This is a genomic window from Cutibacterium acnes, from assembly GCF_003030305.1.
Classification (GTDB): domain Bacteria; phylum Actinomycetota; class Actinomycetes; order Propionibacteriales; family Propionibacteriaceae; genus Cutibacterium; species Cutibacterium acnes.
Genome location: NZ_CP023676.1, coordinates 1,506,040 through 1,523,446, shown reverse-complemented (window position 1 = coordinate 1,523,446; position 17,407 = coordinate 1,506,040). Strand labels below are relative to the sequence as shown.

General features: G+C 59.8%; 18 protein-coding genes, 1 tRNA gene and 1 pseudogene. 14 read left to right on the top strand and 6 right to left on the bottom strand.

Going from position 1 to position 17,407, the window contains the following annotated elements:
- Nucleotides 1–9: 9 nt before the first annotated feature.
- The 4 genes and pseudogenes from CPA42_RS07700 to CPA42_RS07685 all read right to left on the bottom strand — a co-directional run bounded on the left by CPA42_RS07700 (nucleotide 10) and on the right by CPA42_RS07685 (nucleotide 2,244).
- Complete coding sequence (locus CPA42_RS07700; RefSeq protein ID WP_002516099.1) at nucleotides 10–225, bottom strand: CsbD family protein; 216 nt, start codon at nucleotides 223–225, stop codon at nucleotides 10–12.
- A gap of 218 nt (nucleotides 226–443) precedes the next feature.
- Nucleotides 444–1,058 carry a serine aminopeptidase domain-containing protein gene (locus CPA42_RS07695; RefSeq protein ID WP_002519332.1) on the bottom strand — a complete coding sequence of 205 codons (615 nt, stop codon included), beginning with the start codon at nucleotides 1,056–1,058 and terminating at the stop codon, nucleotides 444–446.
- Nucleotides 1,022–1,330: pseudogene (locus tag CPA42_RS13410) on the bottom strand (alpha/beta fold hydrolase); the annotation flags it as partial. The pseudogene CPA42_RS13410 and the gene CPA42_RS07695, both read right to left, overlap by 37 nt.
- Nucleotides 1,331–2,158: 828 nt before the next feature.
- Nucleotides 2,159–2,244, bottom strand: a tRNA-Leu gene (locus CPA42_RS07685).
- A gap of 139 nt (nucleotides 2,245–2,383) precedes the next feature.
- Between CPA42_RS07685 and CPA42_RS07680 the strand changes: the two genes are divergently transcribed.
- Together CPA42_RS07680 and CPA42_RS07675 are read left to right on the top strand one after the other, a co-directional pair.
- A complete protein-coding gene (locus tag CPA42_RS07680; RefSeq protein WP_002516120.1) occupies nucleotides 2,384–3,748 on the top strand; it encodes a M20/M25/M40 family metallo-hydrolase in 1,365 nt (454 codons plus the stop codon).
- Nucleotides 3,748–5,058, top strand: coding sequence for a citrate synthase (locus CPA42_RS07675; RefSeq protein ID WP_002516118.1), 1,311 nt, complete (start codon nucleotides 3,748–3,750; stop codon nucleotides 5,056–5,058). Before CPA42_RS07680 ends, CPA42_RS07675 begins: the two co-directional genes overlap by 1 nt.
- Before the next feature lie 11 nt (nucleotides 5,059–5,069).
- Here CPA42_RS07675 and CPA42_RS07670 read toward each other — a convergent pair whose 3' ends face one another.
- Nucleotides 5,070–6,044, bottom strand: a complete 975-nt coding sequence (locus CPA42_RS07670) for an aldo/keto reductase (RefSeq protein ID WP_024513572.1) — start codon at nucleotides 6,042–6,044, stop codon at nucleotides 5,070–5,072.
- Between the two features lie 202 nt (nucleotides 6,045–6,246).
- Between CPA42_RS07670 and CPA42_RS07665 the strand changes: the two genes are divergently transcribed.
- From CPA42_RS07665 to hisG, 5 genes are all read left to right on the top strand, one after another.
- Complete coding sequence (locus CPA42_RS07665; protein ID WP_002516128.1) at nucleotides 6,247–6,828, top strand: DUF3090 domain-containing protein; 582 nt, start codon at nucleotides 6,247–6,249, stop codon at nucleotides 6,826–6,828.
- Nucleotides 6,829–6,830: 2 nt separating this feature from the next.
- Nucleotides 6,831–7,625 (top strand): SCO1664 family protein, encoded by a 795-nt coding sequence (locus tag CPA42_RS07660; RefSeq protein WP_002516094.1) that lies wholly within the window; start codon nucleotides 6,831–6,833, stop codon nucleotides 7,623–7,625.
- Nucleotides 7,626–7,693: 68 nt separating this feature from the next.
- Nucleotides 7,694–8,365: a nicotinamide riboside transporter PnuC gene (gene pnuC, locus CPA42_RS07655; RefSeq protein WP_002514228.1), complete on the top strand. Its 672-nt coding sequence runs from the start codon at nucleotides 7,694–7,696 to the stop codon at nucleotides 8,363–8,365.
- Between the two features lie 66 nt (nucleotides 8,366–8,431).
- Nucleotides 8,432–8,698, top strand: a complete 267-nt coding sequence (locus CPA42_RS07650; protein WP_002516119.1) for a phosphoribosyl-ATP diphosphatase — start codon at nucleotides 8,432–8,434, stop codon at nucleotides 8,696–8,698.
- 57 nt (nucleotides 8,699–8,755) lie between these two features.
- Nucleotides 8,756–9,610 carry an ATP phosphoribosyltransferase gene (hisG, locus tag CPA42_RS07645; RefSeq protein ID WP_002516111.1) on the top strand — a complete coding sequence of 285 codons (855 nt, stop codon included), beginning with the start codon at nucleotides 8,756–8,758 and terminating at the stop codon, nucleotides 9,608–9,610.
- Nucleotides 9,611–9,671: 61 nt separating this feature from the next.
- On the opposite strand, the gene CPA42_RS07640 is transcribed toward hisG, so the two are convergent.
- Entirely contained in the window at nucleotides 9,672–10,271 is a 600-nt protein-coding gene (locus CPA42_RS07640) for a hypothetical protein (RefSeq protein WP_002516121.1), read from the bottom strand.
- A gap of 117 nt (nucleotides 10,272–10,388) precedes the next feature.
- On the opposite strand from CPA42_RS07640, the gene CPA42_RS07635 reads away from it, so the two are divergent.
- The 7 genes from CPA42_RS07635 (at nucleotide 10,389) to pheT (ending at nucleotide 17,178) form a co-directional block, all read left to right on the top strand.
- Complete coding sequence (locus CPA42_RS07635) at nucleotides 10,389–10,829, top strand: SseB family protein (RefSeq protein ID WP_002519336.1); 441 nt, start codon at nucleotides 10,389–10,391, stop codon at nucleotides 10,827–10,829.
- Nucleotides 10,830–11,182: 353 nt separating this feature from the next.
- A complete protein-coding gene (gene infC, locus CPA42_RS07625; RefSeq protein WP_002514223.1) occupies nucleotides 11,183–11,824 on the top strand; it encodes a translation initiation factor IF-3 in 642 nt (213 codons plus the stop codon).
- Nucleotides 11,825–11,924: 100 nt separating this feature from the next.
- Nucleotides 11,925–12,131, top strand: a complete 207-nt coding sequence (gene rpmI / locus CPA42_RS07620; protein WP_002514222.1) for a 50S ribosomal protein L35 — start codon at nucleotides 11,925–11,927, stop codon at nucleotides 12,129–12,131.
- 104 nt (nucleotides 12,132–12,235) lie between these two features.
- The gene (gene rplT / locus CPA42_RS07615; protein ID WP_002518468.1) at nucleotides 12,236–12,607 is read left to right on the top strand and encodes a 50S ribosomal protein L20; all 372 of its coding nucleotides are present in this window, start codon (nucleotides 12,236–12,238) and stop codon (nucleotides 12,605–12,607) included.
- Between the two features lies 1 nt (nucleotide 12,608).
- Entirely contained in the window at nucleotides 12,609–13,430 is an 822-nt protein-coding gene (locus CPA42_RS07610) for a TrmH family RNA methyltransferase (RefSeq protein WP_002518404.1), read from the top strand.
- 122 nt (nucleotides 13,431–13,552) lie between these two features.
- Nucleotides 13,553–14,662 carry a phenylalanine--tRNA ligase subunit alpha gene (gene pheS, locus CPA42_RS07605; protein ID WP_002514219.1) on the top strand — a complete coding sequence of 370 codons (1,110 nt, stop codon included), beginning with the start codon at nucleotides 13,553–13,555 and terminating at the stop codon, nucleotides 14,660–14,662.
- Complete coding sequence (pheT, locus tag CPA42_RS07600) at nucleotides 14,659–17,178, top strand: phenylalanine--tRNA ligase subunit beta (protein WP_002516108.1); 2,520 nt, start codon at nucleotides 14,659–14,661, stop codon at nucleotides 17,176–17,178. The genes pheS and pheT overlap by 4 nt, the downstream gene beginning before the upstream one ends.
- Nucleotides 17,179–17,407 lie beyond the last annotated feature (229 nt).

The following is a 17,407-nucleotide window of genomic DNA, read 5'->3' as shown; positions in this document are numbered from 1 at the left end:
CCGACATTATCAACCCTTTAGCTTGTCAGCCGCAGCCTGGACATTGTGCTTGAGGTCATTCGCCTTGTCTTTGACGTCCTCGACCTTCTGAGCTACCTTGCCACTGGCCTTCTGATCGGCGCCCGCGCTCTTGAGATCGCTGTCATCGGTGAGGCCACCGATCTTCTCCTTAGCAGCGCCGACGGCTTCGTCGCTCTTGCTGTTGATCTTATCACTCAGGCCCACAAGTCACTCCTTTCGTTGGTCCCAGGGCCGCAGGTCAGCCCAGGGACATACCCATATTTTACTCGGCTACCCAAGTTCGACTAGGGGTTTGTATCCAAAGGATTGTGGGATTGTCGGGGATTCAAAGAGCGAGGTCAAGCGATGAGGGACAGCAGAGGTTGTGCGTCCCCTCGACTCATCGCGGGACGCAACCTCAGGCGGAATCAGGACGGGTTAGCTCACTTGTTGTGGGCGTCGATCCAGTCGATGGCGGTCTTGATGACCTGATCCTTAGTGGGCTCATTGAAGATCTCATGCATGAGGCCATGCCACTGGATGATCTTCTTGTCCTTCGAGGTGATGGCGTTGTACCAGTTGACATCGAAGTAGCTGGGCACCAGGCCGTCGTTCTCGCCATGCATGATCAAGGTTGGAGCCTTGAAATCGTGGGCATTCATGACGTTGTAAGCCTCGGCGACACCCATCTGCTCGACGAGTCCGAGACGCATGTAATGGTTGTACAGCGGGTCGCGGTGCCAGTGGTCGAAGCGGACTGCCGGATCGGAACACAGGCCGTATGGCGGGTAGCCGGGCAGAATGATGTCAGCAGACAACGGACCCGAAGGCATCCGAATCGCCTTGGGATTTTTGACGAAGTCCTTCACTAAGCGCCCGTTGAAGCTGGTCAGCTGGGCCATCGGGAGAAGCTGGCTGATCTGGGGCAGGGCGTGACGGGCAAAGAAATTGAGATTGTCGGGGGTGATGGTGGTGGCTCCCTCGGTGTCGGGACCATCCACGTTGACGATGGTGCCGCCGCCGGAGGACACAATGCCGTCAACAGTTCCTGGATACATGATTCCGTAGGTACTGTATGTACGGCGATTCCACCCATTGAGTGGCCCAGCAGGAACACCTTCTTACCGGTATTTTCCTTGTGCGCGGTACCGACTACCTGATGGATGTCGGACTCGATGTTCCACCAGTCGTCGAACTGGCCGCGCGGGATAGCGTTGTTGATGTACGGGGCTGCGCTACGCCCATGGCCACGATTGTCGAAGCGGTAGACGCTGTAGCCAGCGTTGGTAAGGCTCTTAGTTAGGTACTCGTAGTTGGAGGAGTTCTCCATAAGCCCGTGCACCAGGACGACAGCTCCCTTGGCGTTGGGGACGATGTCCTTGCGGTAGAAGAGCTGGGTTCCCAGCTTATCGGTCGTCTTGAAGTAGCCGGTCTCCTTGTGGACCTGGTTGATAGCGGGTGCCGCTGCAGCCGGCTGGGAACTGGTGCCGGTGTTGGCCAGGGCCGGAGTTGCCATGGTTACGCCGGTCACCGCCATGGTACTGGCAACCGCCAATGCGCTGAGTTTGCGTGGGAATGACATCAAGATGCTCCTTTGCGTCGATTGAGCCGCCTCATCCTCGAAGGCGATTGCTACGTACGATAGGAGCCCTGAGGTTCGTCATGGGCTGCCGGCGAGCTGGTCTGGACAACCGTGCATGAGGCGAATTTCAGCCTGGGAGGATGACCATCCTCGGTATCGTTAGCGCGATTATCCCATCTTGCCTTTGCAATGGTCGTTATTGAGCAGTAGGCCATGGTTGCACAGTGACGGCGGATAGGCCCACTTGTAGGTGCGGTGAGCGTAGCGTGCACCATGAGTCGCCCGCGTCAGGAGCGTGGCTGCTGGTCGCGGTCGCCAGCATACGTGTCGTCACTGGCAATGGTGTGACCGGGAAGCGAAAGCAGTTTTAACAGTCTGCCCCCCAACTCTTAGTGCCTGGGCTGGCCGTGATCGATGGCGGAGTGAGATCGCGGCCGCCTTGGTTGCTGTCTCGCATTGGCCAGGTCTAAGGGCTGGAATTCACTAACCCGACCTCTCCTACACACAACTTGACACAACACGACTAAAAACAAAGGTCCCCGGCCAAGAAAACTTGGCCGGGGAGCAATCCCGGGGTGTCCGAGAGAGGACTTGAACCTCCACAGCCTTAATCGGCCACTAGCACCTCAAGCTAGCGCGTCTACCAATTCCGCCACCCGGACTCGGGGCGCCGATTCCACGCTTTTGCGCGGTGCCGGACAGTCACAGAACTGTAATGGACCTTCGGTCAGCAATGCAAATCAGTGTCCATTGAGCGCCCCGATTGGGGGCGTAGCCCCTTCCTGGTGACACAATCGCGACATGTCAGATCTGTTCAGTATGACCGTCGAGAACCTTGTCGACGGGCCAGATTGCCCGCAGGCCGAAGTTGTCGACATCTGCTCGCGAATGATTCAGATCGACTCGCAGAATTTTGGTCCACAGGACGCTCGGGGCGAGGTCGAGATGTGTCACTACGTGACCGGGCTCCTCGATGAAATCGGAGTCGGCGTGACCCTCCACGAATCCGAGCCCGGCCGTGTCACCTTGGTCGCCGAGTGGGCGCCGGAAGGTACCGATACGAGTCGTCCCGCCCTGCTGCTGCACGGCCATAGCGACACCGTCCCCTTCGAGGCTGCCGACTGGACTCATCACCCGCTGTCTGGCGAGATCCACGACAACTGCGTGTGGGGGAGGGGCGCCATCGACATGAAGGGGTTTCTGGCGATGGTCCTCTCGGCTATTCGAGCTCGTCAGCGTCGAGGTGAAGTGCCGTCCCGCCCCATTCGCTTCATCATGTTCGCCGATGAAGAATGCTCCGGAACCCTCGGTTCAACGTGGCTCGGGGCCACTCATCCGGAGGCCTTTGACGGCGTCACCGAAGCCATCAGCGAAGTCGGTGGTTTTTCCTTGACGACGCCGCAGGGCAAGCGAGTTTACGTCATCCAGTCCGCCGAGAAGGGGCTGTGGTGGTTCCGGATGAGCGCCACCGGCAGCACAGGGCACGGGTCTATGCGCAACCCGGACAACGCCGTCACCCGTGTGCTTGATGCCCTGTCCCGTATCGACTCCTACCAATGGCCCGACCTACATCACCCGGTCCAGGAAGAGTTCCTTAACCAGGTCGCCGCCATGTGGGGTCTGACGATCGACCGCGATGATCTCGAATCCAGCCTGTCTCCCATCGGGTCCCTGTCGCGCATGGTGGCTGCGTGCTGCGCGCACAATGTCACCCCGACCGTGCTATCGGCGGGTTACAAGGTCAACGTCGTGCCGACGCGTGCCAGCGCCGAGGTCGACGCCCGATTCATCCCCGGGGCCGAGGAGGATATGATTTTGACGATTAAGTCTTTGGCTGGTCCTGGAATCGACTTCGAGACGATCTCCCGCAAGCCGGCAACAGCGGCGCCCTTTGAGGGAGCAGCCGTCGATGCGATTCGCCGGGCCGTTGACGCTGAGGACCCTGGGGCTGTTGTGCTGCCCTACCTCAATTCGGCAGGAACCGACGCTAAAGGGTTCGCAGTTTTGCCTGACGGTCGACGAATCAATTACTACGGCTGCACTCCGCTGAGATTGCCGGCCGACTTCGACTTCATCAATCTCTTCCACGGAGTCGACGAGCGAGTCCCCGTCGGATCCCTCGTTTTCGGTGCCAAGGTCGTCGATCACATACTGCAGGAGGCCTGATGATGAGTGTCCCACATAAGAAGCCGGAGGGCGGACCAACGGCAACCCTTATCCTGGACGGCCAGGAATACACTTTGCCCGTTATCGCAGGAACCACCGGCGATCGAGTCATCGACATTTCTAACCTTCGTCAACTAACCGGCGGGGTGACAACCTTCGACCCGGCATTCGCCAATACTGCGTCCTGCCGCTCGGCGATCTCGTGGATTGACGGCGAAGAAGGCGTGCTCACCTATCGTGGCCTACCCATCGAGACCTTAGCTAAGGAGCGCGTCTCCTTTGTGGAGACCGCCTGGCTGCTGATCTTCGGTCACCTGCCCACTGAGGCTCAACGCGACGACTTCCGGAATCGCTTGACCGAGTATTCGGCATTACACCGGTCGATGAACCTTCACTTCAATGCCTTCCCACCTAACGGCCACCCGATGGCGATCATGTCCTCGATGATCAACGCGATGAGCACCCACGACCGTCCGCGAATCACTGATGAGGAGTCCTTCACCGACGCGGCTGCCAAGCTCATGTCCAAGGTGAGGACGATCGCGGCTGCTTCTTATAAGGCGTCTATTGGGGAGCCAGCGATTTACCCGCGCTATGACCTCAAATATGTCGAAAATTTCATGCACATGATGTTTTCTCTGCCGTACCGCGCTTACGAGCCGGATCCGGTGGCGGCAAGGGCCCTCAACCTGTTCTTCGTGCTACACGCTGATCACGGCCAGAACTGTTCGACCTCGACAGTGCGGATGGTTGGGTCCTCGGGTGCCAACCTTTTCACGTCGTGTTCAGCCGGAGTGTGCGCTCTGTGGGGAGACCGCCACGGTGGCGCCAACGTCAACGCTGTGCTCGCCTTACAACGCATCCGCGATTCTGGACTCATCCCACGTCAATACCTGGCGAAGGCCAAAGATTCAGGGGAGAGGATTTCTGGCTTCGGGCACCGCGTCTACCGCAATTGGGACCCCCGAGCGAGAATCTTCCGCAGTGTCGTCGGTCCGCTGCTCGACACCATGCACAAACCGGATCCGCTGCTCGACGTTGCCATGGAGCTGGAGGAAGCTGTGCTGGCCGACGACTACTTCATCGAGCGCAGGCTGTACCCCAACGTGGACTTCTATTCCGGGATCGTTTTACGCGCGCTAGGCATTCCGCTGAACATGTTCACTGTCATGTTCGCTATCGGGCGGATGGCTGGTTGGATCGCCCACTGGAAGGAGGTTTTTGAGGATCCGACAACGAGGATTTCCCGTCCTCGCGAGCTTTACGATGGTCCGGTATCGACTCCGTGGGTGCCACGCGGCGAGCGCTGAGCTCTTCGACCCTAGGCTTCTTCGCGGGCGAGGTTTGGCCCGCCGGTGATGTCGTCGAGGGCTGAGGTGATCTCCTTAGGAAGACTGACCTCGTCAGCTCCGAGCAATTCTTCGAGCTGTGAGGTGGTCCTCGGTCCGACAAGGGCCGAGGCGACTACAGGGGCATCACGCACCCATGCCAGCGCGATTTGCGGGACCGTCGCTCCCAGCCCGTCGGCCGCCTTCACAATAGCCTCGACGACAGCGTTGGACTTGCGCGTCAGATAGGGCTGCACGAACCAAGACAGGCGATCAGAACCGCCCCGGGAATCCTTAGGAGTTCCGTGTCGGTACCGGCCTCCCAACACGCCGCGACCTAGCGCTGACCATGCCAGAAGTCCCATCCCGTGGTGCTGGGCCGAAGGAACGACCTCGATTTCAGCACGTCGAGCCAGCAAGGAGTATTCCACCTGGTTACTGACTAGAGGGGTCCGTGTTCCTGTTGCCCGCTGCCAGGTCGCTGCCGTGGCGGCTTGCCAACCCACGAAGTTGGAGACCCCGACGTACCGGGCCATTCCCAATGTCACGGCATGGTCGAGTGCCGCACAGGTTTCTTCGATGGGGGCATCTCCCCAGGCATGAACTTGCCAAAGATCGACGTGATCGGTGTGGAGACGGCGCAGGGACCCTTCGAGGTCGCGCAACAGCGCACTGCGTGACGTATCGACGATTCTCTTATGACCTTCAACAATGAATCCCGCCTTGGTCGCTATGACAAGGTCATCTCGACTGATATCGGTATGGGTGAGCTTTCCGATGAGTTGTTCGGCGAACCCGCCTCCATACGCTGGTGCGGTATCGACGAGATTGCCACCGGCGTCAACGAAGCGACGAACCAACGAGCGAACCTTACGAGCGTCGGTTTGCCCGCCCCATGTCAGGGACCCCAGCCCAATGGCAGATACCTTGAGGCCGCTGGCCCCGACGGTTCTCATGCGCATGTGCATCCTCCTCGTCCTCGATCACCCTAACGGAGCACCCTCAAGCCGACCTTGAGACAGAACAGCGAAGCCTGACGTCTCCAAGCTCGTCATTGGCACCCCGACGAGCCTGCAGGGGTGGCATCGAGTGCCGGCGGCACTTTGGTGGAGACACCCAGCGAAACGGTCGCCAACCCGCGTATCTCGATCGCGTAGCTAGGGTAGGAATATGACTCGTCGCACCTTCCGACTCGAACGACCCGACCGCGTGGTGGTCGGCACCGTGGGCCAGCCAGGAGCGCGTGTCTTCCATCTGCAAGTCCGTGAGGGTTCCCGAGTCGTGACAGTCCGTTGCGAAAAGGTCCAGATCGATCAGCTTGCCCTTCAAATGGACAGGATCTTGGACGGTCTGGCTGCGCATGTTGCGGATGTATTCGTCCCACCGTCAGTCGACAACCCAGACGATCTGGCCCCTCTCGATGCGCCACTCGAGGAAGAGTTCGCCGTTGGGACGATGGCGATGGCCTTTGACGATGAGACTAAGCGCATCGAGATCGAGATGTACGCTGCCAGCGATGACGAACTCATGATCAAAGACCCAGCAATGCTGCTGACAACCCTCCCTGAGGTGGCCCCAGATTCCCTGGAAATCCTCATGACGACGTCTCAAGCTCGCCAGTTCGTCGCGAGGTGCCGTGTCGTCGTCGCATCCGGGCGTCAATACTGCCCATATTGTTCGCAGCAGATCCTCTCGGCCGAGGGCCATCTGTGCCCGCGGTCGAATGGCTACCGTAAGCCCCTGGTGTGGTGAGCATGACGAATCCCTGGAATCTGCCATGTCCTCCCGGGCCGAGAGCTCCATGGCACGTTGAGGAGGCCTCGCCTGGTTCCAGTAACGGTGCGCTGCTGGTGCGTGATGCCGACCTTCGGCTGTGGGTGTATAAGCCGACAGCACGCAAACGTCGTCTCCACGATTTCCCATCGGGCACCCTCGCTAGGCGGGAGGTAGCGGCATGCCTCTTGTCCCAGGTGATGGGTATCGGTCTTGTGCCGGTGACGGTTCTCGTCGGCGATGGACCACAAGGACCTGGCTCGATGCAGCGTTGGATCGACGACGACGTTGAGAGCCCTCTGGTTCGTGTCGACGTGACCGAGCGTCTTCCACCGCATTGGCACGGGTTTCCGCTGGGGGTCGACGAAGATGATCGGGAGATTGGGCTTGCCCATTCTCCTCACCCGGCGTTGCGTGCCCTGGCCCTATTCGACGCCGTCGTGAATAGCGCTGATCGTAAGGGTGGACATGTCTTAGTCGGTCCTGATCCTGATCTCGGCGGTACTGCCCACGTCTGGGCGGTCGATAATGGCTTGACCTTTCACACAGATCCTAAGCTTCGAACGGTGCTGTGGGGATGGGCCGGTCAGCCGTTGGAGCCTGTCGAGGAGATGATGCTCGACGAGGTCCTCACCATTGCTGACACTGATTTTGAGGATCTCATTACCCCAGAGGAGATCGATGCGGTGAGACAACGTGCCCAGGGTCTTCTGGAGTTTGGTGCCTTCCCGGGACCGAGCGGGCTGAGGCCTGCCTTGCCGTGGCCTCCGATGTGATGCGACGGACTGCTGCCGATCTGCGAGAATAGGGCGGCCACCTGTGGGTGGTTGGAAAGGTGTGTGCTGTGTCCGACGTTCTCGCGTCCCTGCTTAATGCCCAGCTTGATGTGGGTCTAGGAAAGCCGATCCTGTGGCGTGAGGTCATTGGGAATCTATTCGGGCTTGCCTCGGCTCTCGGCGGTGCCCGACGTCGACTATGGGCTTGGCCAGTCGGCATTATCGGCAACGTCATCCTTTTCACGGTGTTTCTCGGTGGGGTATTTCACACTCCGCAGGACCTTAATCTGTGGGGACAGGCTGGGCGTCAGATCTTTTTCCTCGCGACAAGCGCCTATGGCTGGGTGGTCTGGGCAGCGACCCGGCACAATAATGGCGCGTCCCAAGTGGCCGTCCACCCGCGCTGGGCCACTCGTAGAGAACGCATTTTGGCGCTGACAGCTACTGTCATCATGCTTGTTGTTTTCACCTTCGCTCTCAAGGCATTGGGGTCCTGGGGTCCGCTGTCGGATTCGTGGATTCTTACTGGATCGATCCTTGCGACCTGGGGGATGGCGCGCGGCTGGAATGAGTTCTGGTTTGTGTGGATTGCGGTCGATGTCGTTGGCGTCCCGCTACTGGCCACGGCCCAGTACTACCCGAGCGCTCTCATGTACGTCTTCTATGGAGCTTTCTGCCTATACGGATTTGTGACGTGGTGGCGTGCCCAACGTGCGGTCACCGACGACCCCTGTCACTGACATAGCAACGGTCCGTCACGTGGGCGCATCTGTGGCGGTGCTAGGACAATCGGTAGCCTGGCAACTGTGAGCAAGACATTCGAGGAACTTTTCGCCGAGCTGGCAATAAAGTCACAGACCCGTCCTGCAGGTTCGGGAACCGTCGAGGAGCTTGACCGCGGAGTACATGCCATCGGTAAGAAAATCGTGGAGGAAGCCTCCGAAGTGTGGATGGCAGCTGAGCACGAGGGCAATGAACGGTTGGCTGAGGAGATCAGCCAGGAGATTTATCACCTGCAGGTCATGATGATTAAGCAGGGCTTGTCGCTCGACGACGTCTATAAGCATCTGTGAATTCCCGGACATTCCCGACCTGTCATCGTCATCCCTGATAATCCCTGAGGAGACTTCATGTCCGACGTGCTTCGCATTGCTGTGCCGAATAAGGGTGCTCTTTCAGAGGCAGCGTCCTCCCTGCTCGCCGAGGCTGGCTACCGCCAACGCACAGATCACAAGGATCTCACCCTGGTCGATGAGGAGAACGGGGTGGAGTTCTTCTATCTGAGGCCTCGCGATATCGCGGTGTATGTGGGGGAGGGGACCCTCGATATTGGTATTACCGGACGGGATCTCTTACTTGATTCCAATGCTGATGCCACCGAGATCAAAGGGCTGGGGTTTGGTCATTCCCGCTTTCGTTTTGCCGCTCCTAAGAGTCCCCAAAACACTATCGAAGGGCTGGCGGGAAAGCGGATCGCTACCTCTTACCCCGGCCTGTTGAGCGCTTTTCTGACGGAGCGGGGGATTGATGCTCACCTCATTCACTTAGACGGTGCAGTTGAGTCGTCGATCCGCCTCGGAGTTGCCGATGCAATTGCTGACGTCGTCGAGACTGGGACAACCCTGCGCAGGGCTGGCCTCGAGATTTTTGGTGACGTCATTTTGGAGTCTGAGGCTGTGCTGGTTCAACGTCGAGACTTCGCTGGTAGTACGACGTTTGATCACTTTATGCGTCGTATTGACGGCGTGCAGGTCGCTCGTACCTACGTCATGGTCGACTACGATGTTTCCGCTGAAGCTCTTGATGCCGCTACCGCCCTGACGCCGGGGCTCGAGGCTCCCACAGTGTCGCCGTTGTCCAAGGACGGCTGGTATGCCGTGCGAGCTATGGTGCCGCGTACAGTAGTGCAAGGCCTTATGGACCAATTGTGGGACGCTGGCGCTCGAGTGATTTTGTCAACCGAGTTATCTGCATGTCGCCTGTAGTCGGATATCAGGAAGTGATCGGGTTCTGAACTCCGGGACAGGAGTGTCTGTGAACGAGGGATTACTCAATCCCGCGCTTGCGCAAGATCTCCTCGAGTTCGGCGTCTTCGTCCTTATCGGCAGTCGAGATCGTGGGCTTCGGGCTGGAAGCAGGCCCTGACGTGGCCACCGGCGCGTCGGTTGGGGTCTGCTGAGCTTTTGAGGCACCTTGTGACGGGGCCGTACCGGTTGTCGGGGCATTATTACCTGTGGGATTGTGGTCCGGGGTCTTTGTAGAGCGAGGACCCTTGGTTTGCGAGTCGCCGCGCGCCTGCTTACGGGCAGCATGGTCTTGACGACGCTGACGTCCAGTCTCGCGATCGACCGGTGGCATGATCCCAGACACAAACCAGGTAACGAGGCCCACAGCGATGACGATGATGCCGATCCAAATGGTCGTCGTCATGACCGTACCGGCGAACCAATCCACGACGAGGCGGATCGCCCGGACGAGAAGGCGCATCAGGCCAGTTAGTACCAGACCAACAGTAATGAGAGCTAGACCCACTCCGCGAAGCATGGCGCGTGAGGAGCGGCGGGAAAACCACCCCGACAGGGCCCACAGCAGCGGTAGGACGATCAGCACAATGGTGACGACGGCAACGACGGTCGGTTCGCTCATACCTCCACTGTTCCACATCCAGGGGCGTACTTGCGTTCTGGGACTCGCTGATTCTGGCGTTGACTGTCAACTAGTGTTCTGCAGGTGTCTGTTCCACTATCTCCGACCGGCGGCGACATGGGAGACGCCGATCCCCGAGCTCGCGCCGTCCTGGCCACTTGTCTTACTGACGATCCGGAGGTTTACCGACAGTCCTACCTTGAAGCAGTGTCCACGTTGTGCGCAGGAGTACGCCTATTCATGCCGGTGATGGCAGATGAGGAGGGGGAAATCGGTGCTGTGAAGCTCACTAACAAGTTAGGAAACACCGCTCTGTTGGCATTCACCGGGATTGACTCCCTCACAGCGTGGGACTCGCGGGCTCGTCCGGTACCGGGCCGTCTCCCAGATCTTGCGGCCACAGTGACCGAGGTGGCGGCTGATGCCCTTCTTATTGACGTGGCTGGTCCAGCGCCCCTCGTCATCGGGACTGATGTCCTCAAGCCAATCGAGGATGGCGGGCGACTCGTGAAACTCGATGATGGTTGGGGATGGGCGCGCAGCAGGGGGTTGGGATGACCCTGTCAGTTTCGCCGGTGTCGTCCTCTCGCTACGTTTAGCCCCGATTTGTGGCGATGTCATCTCTTGCCGTACCATGAGCGAAGCGATCAGGGCAAAACTGGTCTTGCGTAAGCGGGGGCCTGACCTCCCACCTAGGCGGATTCCGTTCGCCGGGTTATGCTGATGAGTTTCATCGGCTTGGCGGGATGTGTGTACATCCCACGTGTCAGGTCTTCGCGCATTCGCGAGGGCCTTATTTTGTATCCGGATCGTGGAGGCGCAGTTATGCGCCACGATCTAAGAGAACAGACATCCGGGAGGACCCCATCAGTACTGAACCCCGCATCAACGAGCGGATTCGCGTTCCCGAGGTGCGCCTGGTCGGCCCTAATGGCGAACAGGTCGGCATCGTCAGGGTCGAGCAGGCATTGCAACTTGCCCGCGAGCAGGACCTCGACCTCGTCGAGGTGGCTCCGCAGGCCCGGCCCCCTGTCGTCAAGCTCATGGACTACGGCAAGTTCAAGTACGAGGCGGCCCAAAAGGCCCGGGAGTCACGACGCAACCAGGCGAACTCCATCATTAAGGAGATGAAGCTTCGTCCGAAGATTGATGACCACGACTATGAGACCAAGAAGGGCCACGTTCTGCGCTTCCTCAAGGCCGGGGACAAGGTCAAGATCACGATTATGTTCCGTGGTCGTGAGCAGTCTCGACCGGAGCTCGGGGTCAACCTGCTGCGTCGTCTTGCCGATGATCTGACTGAGTACGCGACCGTCGAGTCTCCTCCCAAACAGGAAGGCCGCAACATGCTCATGATCCTGGCTCCGACTCGTAAGAAGAACCAGGCCAAGGCGGATCAGAAGGCTGAGCGTGACCGTCGCGCCGCTGAGCGTGCCGAGGCTGCTGAGGCTGATAAGGCCTACGAGGCTGCGCAGCGGGCTGCTGCAGGCACTGCGAAGAAAAAGAAGAAGAAGGGTCCGGCCGACAATATGGATCCTGACATTGACCTCTGAGCGTTGCTCAGAACCTGGCGATCCGGTTTTCGCCGGTGAGCCAGCCCGGGACCTTCCCTCCGGTTCGCGGGACGACATACATGAACGAATGGAGCTATCCATGCCCAAGATGAAGAGCCACTCCGGGACGAAGAAGCGTTTCAAGGTGACCGGCTCGGGCAAGGTCACCGCTCGCAAGGCCGGCAAACGCCACCTCAACGAGCACAAGTCCTCGCGCGTTACTCGCCGTCTGACCGGGGAGACCGTGCTGTCCAAGGGCGAGGCTGCCAAGGTTAAGAAGCTGCTCGCTGGTCATCCTGGCCGTTGATGACAGCCGACGTCGCGGCTGACGACGTCCCCCCCAAATCCGTTGGGCGATACCCGCCTCGAACCAACCCGGGATTGACCCCGGGAGATCCAAGGAGAATCACTATGGCACGCGTGAAGCGTTCTGTGAATGCCAAGAAGAAGCGTCGTGAGGTCCTCGATCAGGCCTCCGGTTACCGTGGTCAGCGCTCGCGCCTGTACCGCAAGGCCAAGGAGCAGACCCTCCATTCGGCCACTTATTCGTTCCGTGACCGTCGTGCTAAGAAGGGCGACTTCCGCTCGCTGTGGATCCAGCGCATCAATGCTGCTTCCCGTGCCCAGGGCATGACCTACAACCGTTTCATCAACGGTCTGAAGAACGCTGGCGTCGAGGTCGACCGCAAGATGCTCGCTGAGCTTGCCGTCTCCGACATTAACGCCTTTAACAGCCTGGTCGAGGTCGCTAAGGCTAGCCAGCCGCAGAACGCTGCTGCCTGAGATGGCCATGACTGGCGGGCCGAACGACGACTATTTGGGATGGGATCGCATCTCGAAGGGGTCATTGCGTTCGGCCCGTCGTCTTTCATCTCGGCGCGGACGCGATGAGTCCGGGCTGTTCTTGGTAGAAGGTGCGCAGGCAGTTCGTGAAGCCCTAGCATGGCCGGGTAAAGTCAATTTGTTGGCAACCTCGGACCCAGCTCGCGATGCTGAGCATGTCGAGGTGGCTACATGTCGTGGCGTTCGGGTCGTGGTGCTCACTGACGAGGATGTCAATGCGCTTTCTGATACCGTCACCAGTCAGGGGATCTTCGCGGTATGTCGGCAGGTTACGCGTCGTGAGCTGCCTGACGAAGCTGTTCGTCTCGCCGTCATCTGCGCTCAAGTGCGCGATCCCGGAAATGCCGGAACGGTCATCCGCTGCGCCGACGCGTTTGGCGCCGATTGCGTCATCTTGACGCGGGGATCGGTTGATCCACATAACCCCAAGACGGTTCGCTCTTCGGTCGGGTCGATCTTTCACTTGCCCGTCGTTGTCGGTGTCGAGCTGGCCGATGCGGTTGAGTGGGCCCATCAACACCAGATGTCGGTATTGGCGGCTGACGGGGGAGGCCATAGCCTTGACGTCGTTGCTCGGTCAGGATGCCTCAAGCGGCCTATTGCATGGTTGATGGGTAATGAGGCGTGGGGCCTTCCTGAGGCCGATCGAGCTTTAGCTGATGAGATCGTGGGGGTCCCGATGTGGGGGGCCGCCGAGTCTCTCAACCTCTCAACCGCAGCCGCAGTAGTGCTGTACGCCACAGCAAGTGAACAGCGAGCCTGAAGAGTGTAGGGCGCCCGGCCATTGTTGACGGCGTCGACGCCACTAGACTTATGTCCATTAGTCGTACACGTGTGTCCGGAACACGCGCGTTGTCCAACGTCAACCCATCAGGGGGAAGGCCCATGAGTGGCCCCAACACGAATTATGACCCGGTCCAGGTAAGCGCCCTGGACGCCGATCAGGTCGAGGCCCGGGTGGCCGAGGCCTTGGAGGCGATTGCCCGGGCTTCTACTACTGCTGAGCTTAAGCAGGTGCGTATCACTCATACCGGTGACCGGTCTGCGCTGGCTCTGGCCAACCGCGAGATTGGTGCGCTGCCGCCTGCTGCCCGCAAGGATGCCGGTAAGCGCATTGGGCAGGCTCGAGGGCGGGTGAATCAGGCCTTAAAGGCTCGCCAACAGGAACTTGCCGAGGCTGAGCTTGAGGCTCGACTCGCAGCGGAAACCACCGACGTTACGTTACCGGTTGTTACTTCGCCTCAAGGTGCTCCGCACCCGATCACGGCTCTTATTGACAACGTCTGCGACGTGTTCACTGCTATGGGTTGGGAAGTTGCTGAGGGTCCCGAAGCTGAATCCGAGTGGTTCAACTTCGACGCTCTGAACCTTGGCACTGATCACCCGGCTCGTGCCTTGCAGGACACGCTGTGGCTCGACCCGGTTGATGACGGTAAGTGCATGCGCACAGCTACCAGTCCGGTGCAGATCCACACCTTGCTTAAGCAGCAACCTCCGGTGCGCATTATCAGCCCGGGCAAGGTTTTCCGTGCCGATGAGTACGATGCCACTCACCTTCCAGTCTTCCATCAAGTCGAGGGATTGTGCGTCGACAAGGGCATCACCATGGGTCACCTCAAGGGCACCGTCGACGCTTTTGCCCGCGCCATGTTCGGTGCCGTGCGCACCCGTTTCCGTCCACACTACTTCCCCTTCACCGAGCCCAGCGCTGAGGTCGACCTGGAATGTTTCGTCTGTCATGGGGCCTCGGTTGGCAACCCTGATCGTCCGTGCCGCACCTGCCGTTCCGAGGGGTGGATCGAGTGGGGCGGCTGCGGGGTCGTCAACCCACGGGTACTTATTGCCTGCGGTATCGACACGGACGTCTACTCCGGCTTCGCCTTTGGCATGGGCATCGATCGCACGGTGATGTTCCGCAACAATGCCCCCGACCTGCGCGACTTCGTCGAGGGTGACGTTCGATTCAGCCGCTCACTGAGGGGAGGAGCACGATGAAGGTTCCTATGTCATGGCTGCAGGCCATGGTTAATCTGCCAGACGGCACCACTACTGACAAGGTGGCCAAGGCGCTGACCAACCACACAGCGACCGTTGAGAAGGTCGAGGTCGTTGGTGGGGAGCTGACCGGCCCGATCGTGATCGGACACATTCTTTCTTCGGTTCCCGAACCGCAGAAGAACGGCAAGGTCATTAACTGGTGCCGGGTTGACGTTGGCCCCCGCTATAACGCAGAGGGACATCCTAAGAACATTGAGGAGGGGGTCGAGGGCCGCGGCATCATCTGTGGCGCTCCCAATGCCGTCGAGGGAGCCTGGGTTGTCGTCTCTCTGCCTGGCGCCGTGCTCCCCGGCGGATTCGCCATTAGTGCCCGAAAGACGTACGGCCACATGTCTGACGGCATGCTGTGTGCCTCCGACGAGTTGGGTATCGGTGTCGACGACGCCGGCATCATCACCCTGCCACCATCGGTGGAGGGTCACCAGCTCGTTCCCGGCGAGGACGCCTTGCCGATTCTCGGGGTCCCTGAAGAGGTCCTGGATGTTGACGTCACTCCAGATATCGGCTACTGCATGTCGATGCGCGGCATCGCCCGCGAGGTGGCGCACGCCATGTCGGTACACTTTCGCGATCCTTACGACGAGGAGCCCATCGGTCCGGTGCTGGGTCCCGTTGCTGTGGACGTCCAATCTGACGCCTGCAGCCAGTTCATCGCTCTGCCGGTCAGTGGTATGAACCTCGGCGCTCCAACGCCCCGGTTCATCACCGACCGTATCACCCGTGCCGGGATGCGTCCGATTAATCTGGTTGTCGACGTTACCAACTACGTCATGTTGGAGTCTGGTCAGCCGCTTCATGCCTATGATGCCGACAACGTCAGCGGGACGATTGTGGTCCGTAAGGCCCACGAGGGTGAGCATCTATTGACCCTCGACGACACCGATCGCACCCTCGATCCTGACGATCTAGTCATCGCCGACGACTCGGGAGCCATTGGCCTGGCTGGCGTCATGGGTGGTGCGGCCACCGAAGTGACTGCTGAGACGACGTCAATCATCCTCGAGGGCGCTCACTTCGACCCGATGACGGTCGCTCGTGCTTACCGACGCCACAAGCTCGGTTCGGAGGCCTCCCGCCGCTTTGAGCGGGGCGTTGATCCGATTTGCGCCCATACCGCAGCCGTTCGCGCAGCGGAATTGCTCGCCCAGTACGGCGGTGCCACCGTCGGTGAGCCCACCGTCGTTGGTGAGGTCCCCGAGATGCCACGTCAAACGATCAACGTTGATTTACCTAACCGGATTCTCGGCACGAAGGTGCCAACTGAAGAGGTCATCGAGATCTTGACGCGTTCTGGGGTTAAGGTGACCGCATTGGGGGACTCCCTTCACCTTGTTGCCCCGACTTGGCGTCCTGACCTTGTCGATGCCTACGACTATGTTGAGGAGATCGGCCGCAAGATTGGGTTTGATCGCATCAAGGCTGTTCTGCCCCCGAGCTTGGGTGCTAGCGGTCTGACGAAGGCTCAGCGGGGTCGTCGTCGGGTGCTGCGTTCAGTTGTCGAGGCTGGGTTCGTCGAGCTCATCACCTTGCCATTCATCGGGGATAAGGATCTCGACGTTCTCGGCATTAGCGGTGATGACACGCGTCACGCAACTGTCAAACTTGCCAATCCGCTTGACGATACTCGCCCCTACCTACGCACTACGTTGTTGCCTGGTCTATTCCATGCAGTAACGACGAATATGTCGCGATCTCAGGATGATCTTGCAGTGTTCGAAAGCGGAACTGTATTCCGCGCCGTCACTCCGGCTGCGGCACCGCGTCCCGGTGTCGACGAGCGCCCCTCCGATGAAGTCCTTGCCGAGATCGACGCCGCCTTGCCAGCCCAGCCGCGCATGCTCGCGGCCGTGATCTGTGGCAGCTGGCTGCCCGATCGCTGGGATGGAGAGTCGGTCAAGGCTGACTGGCGACACGCTGTGCTGGTCGCCCAGAAGGCTGCTGATGCTCTTGGCGTGAGGCTGGTGCGCAAGGCTGACCGTCAGGCTCCATGGCATCCCGGTCGTTGTGCGGCTCTCATCGTCGATGGGAAGGTCATTGGCCATGCTGGTGAGTTGCACCCCACAGTAGTGTCGAAGGCTGGTCTGCCTCAGCGCACCTGTGCGGTCGAGTTCAATCTAGATGCTTTGGTAGCTGCGGCTCCGCGCGGTGGTGAGGTCATGGCTATTTCAAGCTTCCCGGTCGCCAAGGAGGACGTTGCCCTGGTCGTTGATAAGTCTGTTGCTGCAGAGGATGTTCGGCAGGCTCTCATCGAGGGAGCGGGACCGTTGCTTGAGTCCGTCGAGCTTTTCGACGTCTACGAGGGCGAGCAGGTGGGTGATAACCGCAAGTCGTTGGCTTTCAACCTGCGGCTGAGGGGAGCTGACCGAACCTTGACCGACTCTGAGGCCCTCGAGACTCGTGACGCTGCGGTGGCGCGGGCTGAGGAAACCTGCGGTGCCCAGTTGAGGTCCTGACGCTGCCAATGTCGTCGAGGATCGTGCGAGGCCTTCGCGAGCCGAGGTGAGTTCGGGACACAGACCTCCGGTGAGTCGCGCAGCTTGATCGATTATGAGGCAGGGACGGGTTTTGGACGCTCAGGCGTCCTGGTTTCCGCCCGCCGCCGGAGTCTGTGACGACGGCGGACTCCCAGCACAACTGATGTATGTGGGGTGGAGACGACGCCATCGCTTCCACCCCACGATG

Bases quoted from the DNA above. Each gene is read 5' to 3' on its own strand.
- CPA42_RS07695 (WP_002519332.1), bottom strand. From the start codon at position 1,058: ATGTATCCAGGAACTGTTGACGGCATTGTGTCCTCCGGCGGCGGCACC.
- CPA42_RS07680 (WP_002516120.1), top strand. From the start codon at position 2,384: ATGTCAGATCTGTTCAGTATGACCGTCGAGAACCTTGTCGACGGGCCA.
- CPA42_RS07675 (WP_002516118.1), top strand. From the start codon at position 3,748: ATGATGAGTGTCCCACATAAGAAGCCGGAGGGCGGACCAACGGCAACC.
- CPA42_RS07670 (WP_024513572.1), bottom strand. From the start codon at position 6,044: ATGCACATGCGCATGAGAACCGTCGGGGCCAGCGGCCTCAAGGTATCT.
- CPA42_RS07665 (WP_002516128.1), top strand. From the start codon at position 6,247: ATGACTCGTCGCACCTTCCGACTCGAACGACCCGACCGCGTGGTGGTC.
- CPA42_RS07660 (WP_002516094.1), top strand. From the start codon at position 6,831: ATGACGAATCCCTGGAATCTGCCATGTCCTCCCGGGCCGAGAGCTCCA.
- hisG (WP_002516111.1), top strand. From the start codon at position 8,756: ATGTCCGACGTGCTTCGCATTGCTGTGCCGAATAAGGGTGCTCTTTCA.
- CPA42_RS07640 (WP_002516121.1), bottom strand. From the start codon at position 10,271: ATGAGCGAACCGACCGTCGTTGCCGTCGTCACCATTGTGCTGATCGTC.
- CPA42_RS07635 (WP_002519336.1), top strand. From the start codon at position 10,389: ATGGGAGACGCCGATCCCCGAGCTCGCGCCGTCCTGGCCACTTGTCTT.
- rpmI (WP_002514222.1), top strand. From the start codon at position 11,925: ATGCCCAAGATGAAGAGCCACTCCGGGACGAAGAAGCGTTTCAAGGTG.
- rplT (WP_002518468.1), top strand. From the start codon at position 12,236: ATGGCACGCGTGAAGCGTTCTGTGAATGCCAAGAAGAAGCGTCGTGAG.
- CPA42_RS07610 (WP_002518404.1), top strand. From the start codon at position 12,609: ATGGCCATGACTGGCGGGCCGAACGACGACTATTTGGGATGGGATCGC.
- pheS (WP_002514219.1), top strand. From the start codon at position 13,553: ATGAGTGGCCCCAACACGAATTATGACCCGGTCCAGGTAAGCGCCCTG.
- pheT (WP_002516108.1), top strand. From the start codon at position 14,659: ATGAAGGTTCCTATGTCATGGCTGCAGGCCATGGTTAATCTGCCAGAC.